Below are 13,265 nucleotides of genomic sequence, written 5' to 3' on the forward strand. Positions count from 1 at the left end.
GGAAATCGTGAGAACCGGATCTACGCGAAGCCGGCGAGGCGTTGGCTGCGAGCGGCATCGACCTGACGCTGCAGGCTGTCGCCGGGGCACGCCGTATTTGCCAGTTCGCGGTGGGTGCTGATCCGCGAGGCCGGCACGCGGTAGCGGGCGCTCTCGCTGCGCACCAGGGCTTTCAGCGACGCCAACGCCTGGGGCGTCGGCCGCTCGTGCATAAAGTTGCCCATGAGCATGATGCCCAGGTTGTGCTCGTTCCAGTCTCGGACATGTGCCCCTTGGAGCTGGACCGGGCGCGCCGCCCAGACGGTGCCGGTCGGGTCGATGACATAGTGGTAGCCGATGTCGGCCCAACCATTGTCGGTATGGGCCCGGTGGATGTTGCTCAGCCGTTGGCGGGCCTGCCCCGCGGTGCTGAATCCCGCGGCGTCCATGGCGTCGTGGTGGATCGTGATGCGCTGGATGCGGCCCATGCGGTTCGCCAGGGCGAGCTTCGGCCGCTCACGTGTCCAAGCCGAGCGAGGCATGACGTGCGGCGCGTTGGCAGGGACTGGCAGGTCGATCGCTGCCGGCGTCCGGCCGGTCGTTGGGTAGGGATCGCTGCCAAACCGCCTTTGCGCCGGCCAAGCGGGCGCTGGCGGGCCGAGCGCGTAGCCGTTCCGTGACGAGGCGCAGCCGGCCAGCGTGAGCACGCCCATCGCGAACGTGCCCGTCAGGAACCGGCGCCTTGTTGGAGTATATTCCACCATGCTGAATCATCGGACAGACGCCAAATCCGGGTCGAGGATTGGGCTTCGACTCCCGGTAAAAGGGATGGTAAACTCCCCGCTCGACCCGTGTCGGCCCAGTCATCGGTTCGTGGGGCCAGCCGACACGACAGCAAGAGAAGGAGAAGTCCCTATGAGCGTTTCGAACAAATCCCGTATTCTGGCGGGGGTGGCTGCTTTTTCGGTGGCCGCCGCTGCGTGGGGGTCAGACTTTGACCTCCCAACGCTGGAGTTCCCGTATCAGGAGTCGGATCCCGAAGCGGCTGGCGATGAGGGAGTGGCCGGCGTTGAAGATACATCCGGGCCGACCAGCTTTTGGGAGGGCTGGACGCGGACGGCCGAGTTCGGCCTGACCGGGTCGTCCGGCAACACCGAGAACCTCAACATCCGCGCCATCTTCGAGACCGAACGCGAGACCGACACGCTCCGCACGCTCTTCCGGGCCCGCTACCTCTACGGCGAGGACGAGGGCAGTGTCTCGGAGAACGAGGGCCGGGCCCGCGGCGAGAACGACTGGCTGTATCCCGGCGAGCGGTACTTCACGTTCGTGTTCGGCGTGTACGAGTACGACGAGTTCCAGGATTGGGAAACCCGGCTCCAGTTGTTCGGTGGCCTGGGCTACGAGTTCCTCAAGGAGCGTGCGTTGCTGGAGAACGGCCAGGACCGGGCTTCGCTCGCGGGTCGTATTGGTGCGGGCGTCACGCGCGAATTTGGTGGGACCGACGACACGTGGCACCCAGAAGGCGTTGTTGGCCTGGACTTCGTCTGGGAGATCAACGATCGCAACACGTTCGCGGCCGGCACCGAGGTCTTCCCGGCGCTGGACGATCTCGGCGAATTCCGTGCGGTGAGCTACATCTCGCACGATGTGCTACTGGCCGATACGGCCGATCTGCGACTCCGTGTGGGTGCCGAGCACGAGTACGACTCGGATCCTGGCGATGCGAAAGAGCACGACGTCAAGTATTTCTTGACGATTCTCGCGACGTTCTAGTCACAGTCCGAAATTCTGTGGGAGAAGATTATGTTCTTACAAGAAGATGGCGGTTCGTCCGCCGAGGGTTCTGAGCAGGCTGCCGAGGCTTCCAAGTTCCAGGATACCACCGGTCAACTTTGGGAGAAAATCAGCAGCGGCAACTTCGACCAGATCACCCTGCCCGAGGTGTGGTCTATCGCGCAGCCCATCGTGGTGGCGATTGTTCTCATCATCGTCGTGTTGCTGGTCGCCGGCTGGGCCCGCAAGCTGACGATCAAGGCGACCAGCAAGGCCCGGGTCGAGATCACGCTGGCCAAGTTCTTCGGGAATCTGGTCAAGTGGGCCATCATGATCATGGGGGCCGTCACGATCCTCCAGACCTTCGGTGTCGAGGCGACGAGCTTCGCCGCGGTGGTTGCCGCCCTGGGCTTTGCCATCGGCATGGCGATGTCGGGCACGCTGGGCAATGTCGCCGCAGGCGTCATGCTGCTCATCTTCCGGCCCTACCGAGTGGGTGACGTCATCAACGTCAACGGTGTGACGGCCAAGGTCGAGGAGATCGAGCTCTTCACAACTACGTTTGACACACCCGACAACCGCCGCATCATCATGCCCAACAGCGCGATCTTCGGCAATACGATCGAGAACGTCTCTCATCACACGACGCGACGCGCCGACGTCTCGGTGGGCACCGCGTACGAAGCCGATATCGATCAGGCGCGTGCGGCGTTGATGGCCGCGGCCAGCAACGTTGAAGGTCGGCTGCCCGATCAGGATCCGGTGATCTACCTCAGCGAACTCGGCGGGTCATCCATCGACTGGTCCGTCCGTGTCTGGGTGAACGCCGCCGACTACTGGGCCGTCAAGGAGCGGCTCACGCGCGACGTGAAGTACGCGCTCGACAAGGCCGGCATCGGCATTCCCTACCCGCAGCGCGACATCCACGTGCCCAACGCGATCAAGGTCACCCTCGACAAGGGCTGAGCCGGCTCGCCAACTCGGGACTACTCCGATGGCTCGGCGGGTCGCAACCCGTCGAGCCATTCTGCCCATATGCTGAGCACCAGCAGCATGTACAGCCGCTGCGAGTGGTCGCGCCCGTGCCAGGGGTTCAGTGACTTCTCGCCCGCGGCGTCGTGTTCGCGAAGCATCTGTCGCACGAAGTTCATGTTGATGCCGACGCCCGCACTCGCCAGCCCCGGGAACGGGTCGGCCGACTCGAGGTGGTCGTACAGCAGTTGACGCAGTCCGCCGTAGTCGTCGCGGAACCACTGGCCGATGGGAATAGCGAAGCCTTGCTTCGGGCGGTCGACGATTGAGGCGGGGAGGTACTTGCGGGCGACTTGTTTGAGCAGGCCCTTGCGTTCGCCATTGGGCATGAGCACGCCGAGCGGCGTCCGCAGCGCGGCTTCGACGAGTTCACGCGCGAGGAACGGAGCGCGGACTTCGAGGGCGACGGCCATGGAGGCGGTGTCGGTCTTGCGGAGGAGGTCGTCGGAGAGGTAGTACGCAAAGTCTCGTGTGAGCGGATCCTTGCCGCCGATGCTGCACGGCTGGTGGAGATTGAGAACTGCGTCAGTGCCGAGCAACCGGCGAAGATCTGGAGTCTGGAAGATGGCTAACAACTCGTCGTAGCCGTTGTGCCGGGCAGCTTTGACGAGCCTTGCGATATACGTGCCCTTGCCACCCGGGGAACGCTGGTCAATCAATCGGGTTGGCAGGTATCGTAAGATTTTTCGATGTCGCTTCAACACTGGCGCAATCTGATGGCGTCGATATCCCCCGAAGAGTTCATCTCCGCCATCGCCGCTCAAGGCAACTCGCACGTGCTCGCGCGCCGCTTGGCACAGCCAGTATGTAGGCAAGAGTGAGCTGTCACCGAGCGGTAAGCCGAGTTGATGGACCAGGCGTACGAGATCCTCCGCGGGATTTGGTTCGCAGTCCAATGTGGTGTGGAGCGTGCCAAGGGTGCGTGCGGTCTCAGCGGCCGCCTCGGATTCATCGATCGCTGGGTCCGGCATCCTGAGGGTGAATGTGCGCAAATCCTCGATTTGCTTATTTGCGATCGCGGCTAGCAATCCGGAGTCGATGCCCCCGGAAAGGAACACGCCGAGCGGGACATCCGCTTCCAGACGATCGGCAACTGATCGCTCGAGCATTTCTTGCGCCGCAAGGTGATGCGTGAGTGGATAGCCGAGACCCCCGCGCACAGGGCGGTTCCAGCGGCGGTCGCGTTCATCATCTGGGCGGCCTGATCCGGGCGTATCGGCACCCTCGGAGGGCCCGTTTCCGTGAAGCCGACACACGCCCTGGAACGACTGGCTTGTGGTTGTGGGGCTGAGGTAGTGGAAGCCAAATGGGACCCAGGCGAAGAGGAATCGAATCGGTTCGGCAATGTCCGGATCGTGACGAGCGGTCCAGTGATCAATCGCCGAGGCGGAAGACGCATATATCACGATCCGTTGGCGGGGTTCGCGCGTGCGAAAGAGTGGTTTTTCACCCGACAGATCTCGTGCTGCGGCTAACTGGCCGGTAGCGCGATCCCATGCCAGGATTGCGTACATGCCGTCGACGCGATCCTGCGTGAGCAGGCCCCACCTCCGCCACCCATGCACCAACACCTCCGTATCCGAGTGGTCCGTCTCGAACCACGCTCCCTGCTGGGTCAGCTCCGTCCGCAGCTCGTGCTGGTTATAGATGCAGCCGTTGAAGACCACAGCCACCAGGGGCTTGTCGGGGCACAGTTCGTGCGCGAGCTTCGGCTCTTCGCCCGGCTGGTAGGTCAGGTCGGCGCGCAGGCGCTCGCCATCGTGGACCATGGGCTGGTGGCCGCCCGCGTGGTCGAGGATGCTCAGGCGGCGGTGGACGAACGCAACGTCGACCATGGTGCCGTCGGGGCGGGTCGCGCGATCTCGGAAGCGGCCCTGGCCGTCTGGGCCGCGGTGCCTGATACCCTCGTCGAGAACGTCGAGCCACGCCTCGGGGATGGCCTCGAGGGGGTGGGGTGCCTGCCCTGGCTCGTGGATTCGCAATACACCGGCGATGCCGCACATGGTGAGGGTTGTAGGCCCGTGCGGGGCTACACGGCTTCACGCTCGCGCGACGCGGGCTCCGTTGCGTCGGCGGGCTCGGGCATGGTCTTAGGCTCGACGGTGCCCGGCTCGGCCGTGCCCTTGGCCTCGTAGTGGTGATCGCCCTTGAACGTGCCCGTCCAGATGCCGCTGATGGTGTGCAGCGTGCGGGTAACGAGGATCGCGGTGGCGAAGCTGTACACGAACGCCCACGATGCCGACACGCCCGCGTACTTCTGCAGGCTGTACATCATGCCGATCGACACGGCGGCGAACACCGGCACCAGGATCATCCGCTCGGCCTGAACGCGGCCGGCGTCCGCCAGGAAGTTCTTGCGGTGGGCGGGCAGTTCGGGTTTGGGGCCGGTGCCATGGACCAGCGACGGCTTCCAGTGGTTGGCGATCCAGTGCAGCCCGAAGTAGACGGCCACGTCGAAGATGGTGTCCAGGCCGTAGGCGATGAGGGTGATGAGGAACTTGTACTCGGCTCCGAGCCACCCAGAGATGAGCATGACCGGGAACTTGGCCAGCGCGATCGCGATGAAGCCCGCCAGCACGAGATTGAGATTGATATTGAGTAGTCGGCTTCGCTGATAGAAGCGCACGATCTGGCGGGGCATCGGCGGATGGTAGGGGGGCTTCCCGCCCGTGCCGCAGACCCGCTGCGTCGTGAGGCTTGCTCTGGGTGGTGCACGCGAATCGGGCTGCACTGGCGGGACGGATCGGCCGATCCGATAGGTAGAACAGTGGCCGGGGTATTGATGTTATCGGGCCAATGCAATGTTCTGGTGGAGCCCTCGAGCGGTGCAAACAGCAGAAGCCAAACCCGACACGAGACGCCGGTGGATCGTGCGCGTCCTCGTGCGTTCGGCGTTGGGGCTCGTGCTGGCGTTTGTCTTCGCGGTCTTGTTGATCGACCATCTCAGCAATCTGCATGGGCTCATGCTGGCGGCCGAGATCTGCTTTGTGATAGCTGTTGCGTGGCCACTCGTACAGGCGCTGCGCCGGCTGAAGAGCGAGGCGTCGACGCAGCGTCAGGACCTCGAATGGCTGGCCGACATCGCCCGCCGGACAACCAACGCCGTCATTGTCACCGACGTCCAACGTCGTGTGATCTGGGTCAATGATGCGTTCACGCGCATCTCGGGATACACCCTCGACGAGATGATCGGGCGTGTTCCGGGCCAAGTCCTATTCAGCCCGAACTCGGATCCGAGCACGCTCGACGACATGTTCGAGCAACTGTCGAATGATCGAGGGTTCCAGGGTGAGTTGCTCAACCGCGCCAAGGATGGAAGCGATTACTGGGTGCTGCTCGACATGCAGCCGCGGCACAACGATGATGGTGCGCTGATCGGATTCATGGCCATCGAGAGCGATATCACCGAACGGAAGCTCACTCAGATCGAACAAGAGCGGGTCATGGCCGAACTGGCGGGCTTCTTCGAGAGTTCGCTCGAACTGTTGTGCATCATCGATTTCCAGGGCCGGTACGTCAAGGCCAACGACGCTTGGGAGAACCTCCTCGGCATATCGTGCGACGAGCTTTGCTCCCGAGAGTTCAGGGAATTCGTCCACCCCGATGACATCAGCACTTCCGAAAGTCGCTTGGAGACGCTCTCGCAGGGTGGCTCGATCGCACCATTCCGCAATCGCTACCGAAGCCGTGACGGGTCGTGGCGAACGCTCGAGTGGCGGGCCAACCGTCGAGGCGGCTTCGTGTATGCGGCGGCTCGAGACGTGACCGAGCAGATCGAGATGGAGCGCGCGCTCCTCGAACAGGCCGAGCGCACCGAGATGGCGCTTGCTGGCGGCGATCTTGGAACCTGGGATTGGGAGATCAAGACGGGAAGGCTCAGCCTCGATGCGCGTTGGGCAGAAATGATCGGTGAGACGATCGAGACAGTCGGAAACACGACGGACGCGTGGTCGTCACGGGTCCATCCCGAAGACCTCCCGAATTGCCAATCGCGCCTGTGGGAGTATGTGAATAACGGAATGCCGTATCAGGATGTGCGATTTCGGATGCGCCATCGCGATGGGAACTGGCGCTGGATTCGCGCGTCGGGCAAGGTTGTTGCTTGGGACGAGCACGACGAGCCGATTCGTATGGTGGGCACACACTCCGATGTCACGGACGTGGTGCTTGGTGAGGCGCTGCAGAATGAAACCAATCACCGCATGGAACTCGCCCTGGAAGCCGGCGGGATGGGCTTCTGGGATTGGGATCTGGATACGGGCGAGTTTGCGTGCGACGAGCGGTGGGCGGCCCTTCTCGGCGAGCAATCCTGTGATCTGATACCCGACGCGAGCACGCTACTGACGCGCGTGCATCCCGAAGATCTTGAGCTCCTCGAGTCTCAGATTCAAAGGCACGTTGAAGGGCAGCAGCCGTTCATTGGGGTCCAGTGTCGCATGCGACACAAAGATGGCACGTGGCGATGGACCCGTGTGTTTGGAAAGTCGACCGCGGATTCAATCAGCCAGGCCGGGAGCCGGTTGGTCGGGATCCAGATGGACGTGCACGAGCAGGTCGAGTCGCAGACGCAACTCGCCCGGCGTGAGACCGAATTGGCCAACACGGTCCGCTTGGCTGGAGTCGGGGGGTGGGATCTCGATCACCTTCGTGGTGTTCTGGTGTGGTCCGACCAGGTCAAGGCCATCCATGAAGTCGGAGCGGACTTTGAGCCGAGCCTGGAATCGGCGATCCAGTTTTACGCGCCGGATGTGCGCGAGCAGGTGGGCCGATACGTGGAGCGGGCGATTCAGTTTGGTGAGGCATTTGATTTCGAGATGCCGTTTACCACGGCGAAGGGACGACACCGCTGGGTTCGATCGGTCGGCGAGCCGGTGTACGTCGAAGGCAAGATAGTGAGGGTGGCCGGAGCGTTCCAGGACATTACCGACCAGCGTGCCCAGCGTGAGGCACTCGAAGAATCGAATCAGGCGCTCGAAGTGGCCCAGACGATATCGCGCATGGGCAGTTGGAGCTACGACGCTGCAACGCGCGAGGCGACGTGGTCAAAACACCTCTTCTACCTGTTCGACTTGCCATCCGATACGGGGGCGCCGACAAACGAACAAGTCTTGGCCCAGTATGTCGAGGAAGACTCCGCCCGTCTCGCTCAGGCCATCGAGATCGCACTCACCGAGGGTACCCCGTACGCTCTGACGCTCCAAAGGCGGCATGATCGCAACGGCGTGCGGTTTGTCACGGTCGAGGGTCGAGTGCGGCGCGACGAGAATGGTAACATTGGTGGACTCTTCGGAACGGCCCGGGACGTGACCGCCGAGGTGGAGAGAGAAGCCGAACTCCGCGAAGCGCGGCTGCGCGCTGAAGATGCGAGCCGGAGCAAGACCGAGTTCCTGGCCAACATGAGCCACGAGATTCGCACCCCGATGACGGCCATCCTCGGCTACGCCGATTTGCTCGATGACGCGAACCTTACCGGCGAACAGCGATCGGAACACGTGGAAGTCATCAAACGCAACGGCGAGCACTTGCTCACGATCATCAACGACATCCTGGATGTCTCGAAAATCGACGCGGGGCGCATGGTTGTCGAGCGGTTGCAGACCGCCCCGCACGAAGTCCTGCGAGACGTAGCCCGGCTGATGCGTGTCAAGGCCGATGCCAAGGGGCTCGATCTTGTATTAGATAGTCGCACAGACGTTCCAAAGGCAGTGCTGACGGATCCTACACGCCTGCGTCAGATCCTTGTCAACCTGCTGGGCAATGCCATCAAGTTCACCGCGAGGGGCACCGTGTCGGTTTCGATGGGATACGAGCACGGGCCCGAGGGTGGCAGGCTTTCGTTCCGAGTGTGCGATACCGGCATTGGCATGACCAGCGAGCAACTCGAACACGTGTTCACCGCGTTTACGCAGGCGGACGCGTCGATGACGCGCCGGTTTGGAGGTACCGGCCTGGGCTTGCGTATTAGCAAGCGACTCGCCAACATGCTCGGCGGCGACATCTCGGTCGAGAGCATCCCCGGTGAGGGCAGCGCGTTTACGCTTACGATCGAAGCGGGTCAGGTGATCGGTGCCGAGAGTGTGCCAGCCAGTTCGCTCTCACTGAGCCCCATCCGGAAGGCACGCGAGGCGGCCACGAGCAGGAACGGAGGCGAACCCCTTGCCGGTCTGCGCATCCTCTTGATGGAAGATGGCTTGGACAACCTGCGCCTGATCTGCACCCATCTGCGCCGGGCCGGAGCCGACGTGACGACCGCAGCGGATGGGCGGCTAGGGTTGTCGTTGCTTACCGACGATGGAACGGTCGACGGCCCACTGCACGCTGCGATGCCTTTCGACGCCATCGTGACCGATATGCAGATGCCCAACCTTGACGGCTATACCGTCGTGAAGATGCTCCGCGAGCGGGGATGCCAACTGCCCATTGTGGCGCTCACAGCACATTCGATGCCCGGCGACGAGGAACGCTGCCTCGAAGCCGGCTGCGACGCCTACGCGGCCAAACCGGTCAACAAGCATGAACTGATCGAGGCGCTACTGGGCGCCAGGCAGCAGCGGCCCGCAGCGTGAGCACCCGAGAGCCTACTCGACGGGTGTACAAATCGCGCCGTCGCGTGTGTACCGGGGCACGCTCTGGTCCAAAGCCTGGGACCAGTTCTCGATGCCACCCGCGATGGAGTGCGTTTGCTCAAAGCCACAGCCTCGCAATGCGAGCGCGGCCTTGATCGAGCGCACGCCGTGGTGGCAGAGTGTGAGGATGGGGCGGCCATTGGCGGCGTCCTCGATGTCGTCCAGGTACTCGTTCAGTTCGTGGAGCGGCGCGTGGACTCCATCGCCGGTCGCCGGTAGCTTGGCAACGTCGAGTTCCTCTATAAGGCGGACGTCGACCAGGAGCGCCTCACCATTGGCCAACATCTGGGCGGCCGCTTTGGGGGAGATCTCGTAGTTGGGCTTGAAGGGGTAGCCCGCTGGCAACCCGTTCTCATCGAACGAACCGATCATAACTCGCGAGCCTCGGCGGGGCGGGAGACCACCGTGCCGCCGACCGTGCCAACGGGCCGGCCCGTGATCGGGAGCCCGGTCTCCCACGCCTCTGGCGCACGGATGTATGTGGTGTCGGGCGAGGCGTCGAGCTTGTTGGGCGGCGTCTCGGTGAACATCCGTACCGGCATCATCACGAGGTCATAGACCTGCAGGAACGGCTCGTACGCCAGGCTCTTAAGCTGGTGGCTGTTGCCGCTGCCGTACTCGTGGGCCGAGAGCTCGCTGGGGAGCGTGCCGTCGTACCGCCAATCGCCCGTCGTGGGCAGGCGCGCCGGCGCGTAGTGGGGGGTATGCAGTGTCAGGTCGCTCGGTGCCAGCAACGCGATCGTTGCCCACCGGCTGCGATCGAGCACGTTCCCGTCACGGGTGCTGGTCGACGGCTGGGGCGCGGTGCGGTCGAGTTGCTGCTGGCCAGCCAGGGCCGGTAGGGTGACGACGCCGCCGATTGTGCCAAACTCCTCGGGGCTCTGCCGGGCGGCGATGCAGCCCGAGAGTGTGGCCAACGCCAGGAGTGAGCAACAGGTCGCGATTATGGTGGGGGTTCTCGCCATGTCCCATGCTATTCAGCTCGGGCAGGGCATGAGACCATCAGAACACCTCATCATCGGCAGTCCCGAGCACTTGCTCGATCGCCTCGGCGGCCGTCTCCGCGTCGAAGCCGCGTCGGGCCAGCACCCCGAACATCCGCCGCCGCATGGCCTCGGGTGTGAGTGAGAGTGCCTGGAGCCGCTTGAGTTGGGCCCTGGCCGCGTCGACCGCCCGCTGGCCCTCGCCGGTGCTCGGCGCGTGGGCGTCCAGGGCTTCTTCCAGCATCTCCGCCCCCAGCTTGGCCCGTTCGAGGCGATCGCGGATGGCCTCACGCCCGTGGGGCTTGACCCCACCCAACTGCTCGGCCAGGTCGTCGGCCAGCCGGGCATCGTCGACCGCGCCGCTCCGCACCAGAGCATCGACCGCCCGATCGACGGCTTCCTTTGGAAACCGCTTTCCGAGGCGCTCTCGAAGCTCCGCGCTCGATCGCGGGCGCACGCGCAGCAAACGCCCGGCGGCGATCCGTGCCCCTGCTTCAGCGAGAACCTGCCGTACGCGCTCTTGTATGGCTGGCGTCCATGGATCGCCGCTCACGAGCTGGCCATCGACGACCGCCGCATCGTCGAGCGTGGCGTTCTTGTGGTCGGGGGTCACCAGTTTCCAGCGATTCGGGCCTCTCGAAACAAGCGTGATGGTCTCGGGCTCTTCCATGGGAGCACGCCTGTCAGGCTAACTGAGAGCGATACGCGTCCAACTCGCTGCTGGCCTTCTCGTTGCCATCGGCCCGCGCGCGTGCCAAACCGGTGGTCAGAACCTCGACCGCCCTCTCCTCCTCGCCCTCGGCCTCGAGCGAGCGGGCCATGTGGAAGTACGCGTAGTGCTCGCTCGCGTCGGCCGTTATGCACCGCTCGTAGAAGCCAATGGCCTCCTCGTGCTTCCCGGCCTTGGCGTATTCATGGCCCAGCGAGTACAGCACGAAGGTGTCCCCGGGCTCAGCGGCGAGCATCTTCTCGAGTTGGGCGATGCGGTCCATAGGAAGGTTCCAGATGCGGCTCGGCCGCGGCCAAGGTGGCGGCTAATGTTGCAACTTGGGGCACGGGCTCCGGCTGTTCGGGTTTCTGAAGGAGTGTACGCGATGTCGATCGAGAAGGTTGGAGTGGTCGGGGCCGGGCAGATGGGCGGCGGCATCGCGCAGGTGGCCGCCGTGGCGGGGCTCAGCGTCGTGGTCTTCGACGCGTCGGCCGAGCAGGTCGACAAATGCAAGGCCACCCATCAGAAGCTCCTGGCCCGGGCCGTCGAGAAGGGCCGCATGGAGCAGAAGGACGCCGACGCCGCCCTCGACCGCATCATGTACGCCACCGAGATCCAGGGCCTGGCCGACCGGCAGATCGTCGTTGAGGCGGTCGTCGAGAGCGAGCAGGTCAAGAAGGACATCTTCGCCAAGCTCGACACCGTGACCGAGAAGGGCTGCATCCTGGCCAGCAACACCAGCAGCATCTCCATCACCGCCATCGCCGCCGCCACCAAGCGCCCCGAGAACGTCATCGGCATGCACTTCTTCTATCCGGTGCCGGTGATGAAGCTGGTCGAGGTCATCAACGGCCTGGCCACGGTTCCGGTCGTCACGCAGGCCGTGCTCGATCTGGCCGAACGCATGGGCAAGACGGCCGTCCCCGCCAACGACCGCGCGGGCTTCGTCAGCAACCGCATCCTGATGCCCATGATCAACGAGGCGTTCTATACGTGGATGGAGGGCGTGGCCGAGCCCCAGCACATCGACGAGATCATGAAGCTGGGCATGAACCACCCCATGGGCCCGCTGCAGCTCGCCGACTTCATCGGCCTGGACACCTGCGCCCACATCATGAACGTGCTGGCCGACGGCCTGCACAGCGAGCGCTACCGCCCCTGCCCCAAGCTCGAGCAGCTCGTGACGGCGGGGCGGCTGGGCAACAAGACCGGGCACGGGGTGTACAAGTACTAGAACCGAGCCGCGGGCGCGAGCACGCGCACCGACGCCGGTACGCGGAGGGGCCCGTGGGACGGGAATTGACCTATGCCGAGATGGCTAAGGACCTGGACCCCGAAGGCCCGATCCTCGACTATCTCTTGCTCGACATCGAGATCTTCGACACCACCATCGAGGGGTATCGCGCGTTCCTGCAAGCGATGCTCGACGCGCCGTACACCGCCGTCGAGCTGACCAACACGGAGGACCGGCCCCCGCTCGACGTTGCCGAAGCGATCCGCCGCATCGAAGACCCCGACGCCGGCATGACCATCGAGATCGACATCGGCCCCACGCGCATCCGGGGCCATCTGCACAGCGCCGACTATATCGACATGGACTGCCCGCCGCAGGACATCAACGCCTCCAGCTTCGGCGACCTATGCGCCTTCATGCGGCGGGCCGGGCGCGCCACCGGCCGCAATGTGTACGCGACGGCCGAGCGCCGGCCCGAGCAGGCGTTCTTTGCCTACCTCGTCGATGACGACGGTTTCGTTCGCATCCGTCGGCCTGAGACGATGACGCCCCTCGCCAGCGAACTGGCCGGCGAGTTGCGAAGCATCCTCCGGCCGTTGCGGTCGGGTAAGGGGCCATGGCAGCCCGAGCTCGCCGCGGCCATCGACGCAAAGCTCGAAGCATGCGTGCCGCCGCTCAACGACCTGCGCTGGCACACCGAACTGACCCGTCAACAAGCGGACAATCTGTTGGCCTTGCAGTCCGACATGTGGCGATTGGGCAGCCCGGACCGCACCGCTGCGTTCCACCTGCCGACATCGGTCACGTATGTCCGGCGGGCATTCGGGCTCAACGGCCGATCGACCGGGGCGGATCGCTGGCTCGACCAGGCCGATCGCAACGCGTAGTTTCCTCGCCAGGCCGTTCGAACTCTCCGGGACGGCGGG

At 64.2% G+C, this 13,265-nt stretch carries 12 protein-coding genes; 5 read left to right on the forward strand and 7 right to left on the reverse strand.

Features of this window, described 5'->3' with window-relative positions:
• Positions 1-20: 20 nt before the first annotated feature.
• Positions 21-743: a peptidoglycan recognition protein family protein gene (locus tag NCW75_02210; GenBank protein UYV13110.1), complete on the reverse strand. Its 723-nt coding sequence runs from the start codon at positions 741-743 to the stop codon at positions 21-23.
• Positions 744-894: 151 nt separating this feature from the next.
• Here NCW75_02210 and NCW75_02215 point away from each other — a divergent pair, with 151 nt between their 5' ends.
• Both NCW75_02215 and NCW75_02220 read left to right on the forward strand, forming a co-directional pair.
• Entirely contained in the window at positions 895-1,755 is an 861-nt protein-coding gene (locus tag NCW75_02215; protein UYV13111.1) for a DUF481 domain-containing protein, read from the forward strand.
• Between the two features lie 30 nt (positions 1,756-1,785).
• Positions 1,786-2,721, forward strand: a complete 936-nt coding sequence (locus NCW75_02220) for a mechanosensitive ion channel family protein (GenBank protein ID UYV13112.1) — start codon at positions 1,786-1,788, stop codon at positions 2,719-2,721.
• Between the two features lie 20 nt (positions 2,722-2,741).
• Here NCW75_02220 and asnB read toward each other — a convergent pair whose 3' ends face one another.
• Positions 2,742-4,622, reverse strand: a complete 1,881-nt coding sequence (gene asnB, locus NCW75_02225) for an asparagine synthase (glutamine-hydrolyzing) (protein UYV13113.1) — start codon at positions 4,620-4,622, stop codon at positions 2,742-2,744.
• Positions 4,623-4,816: 194 nt separating this feature from the next.
• Complete coding sequence (locus NCW75_02230; protein UYV13114.1) at positions 4,817-5,428, reverse strand: hypothetical protein; 612 nt, start codon at positions 5,426-5,428, stop codon at positions 4,817-4,819.
• 184 nt (positions 5,429-5,612) lie between these two features.
• On the opposite strand from NCW75_02230, the gene NCW75_02235 reads away from it, so the two are divergent.
• Complete coding sequence (locus NCW75_02235) at positions 5,613-9,353, forward strand: PAS domain-containing protein (GenBank protein UYV13115.1); 3,741 nt, start codon at positions 5,613-5,615, stop codon at positions 9,351-9,353.
• Between the two features lie 12 nt (positions 9,354-9,365).
• On the opposite strand, the gene NCW75_02240 is transcribed toward NCW75_02235, so the two are convergent.
• Genes NCW75_02240 through NCW75_02255 form a run of 4 tightly spaced genes read right to left on the reverse strand, consistent with a single transcriptional unit; the run spans position 9,366 to position 11,388 of the window.
• Entirely contained in the window at positions 9,366-9,785 is a 420-nt protein-coding gene (locus tag NCW75_02240) for a rhodanese-like domain-containing protein (GenBank protein UYV13116.1), read from the reverse strand.
• Positions 9,782-10,378 (reverse strand): hypothetical protein, encoded by a 597-nt coding sequence (locus NCW75_02245; protein ID UYV13117.1) that lies wholly within the window; start codon positions 10,376-10,378, stop codon positions 9,782-9,784. Before NCW75_02245 ends, NCW75_02240 begins: the two co-directional genes overlap by 4 nt.
• A gap of 37 nt (positions 10,379-10,415) precedes the next feature.
• Positions 10,416-11,066, reverse strand: coding sequence for a recombination regulator RecX (locus NCW75_02250; GenBank protein ID UYV13118.1), 651 nt, complete (start codon positions 11,064-11,066; stop codon positions 10,416-10,418).
• 13 nt (positions 11,067-11,079) lie between these two features.
• A complete protein-coding gene (locus NCW75_02255; GenBank protein UYV13119.1) occupies positions 11,080-11,388 on the reverse strand; it encodes a tetratricopeptide repeat protein in 309 nt (102 codons plus the stop codon).
• A gap of 102 nt (positions 11,389-11,490) precedes the next feature.
• Between NCW75_02255 and NCW75_02260 the strand changes: the two genes are divergently transcribed.
• Positions 11,491-12,339 (forward strand): 3-hydroxybutyryl-CoA dehydrogenase, encoded by an 849-nt coding sequence (locus tag NCW75_02260; protein UYV13120.1) that lies wholly within the window; start codon positions 11,491-11,493, stop codon positions 12,337-12,339.
• Between the two features lie 53 nt (positions 12,340-12,392).
• Entirely contained in the window at positions 12,393-13,226 is an 834-nt protein-coding gene (locus tag NCW75_02265; GenBank protein ID UYV13121.1) for a hypothetical protein, read from the forward strand.
• Positions 13,227-13,265 lie beyond the last annotated feature (39 nt).

Origin of the sequence: Phycisphaera sp. (assembly GCA_025916675.1) — a bacterium.
Lineage (GTDB): Bacteria > Planctomycetota > Phycisphaerae > Phycisphaerales > UBA1924 > JAHCJI01.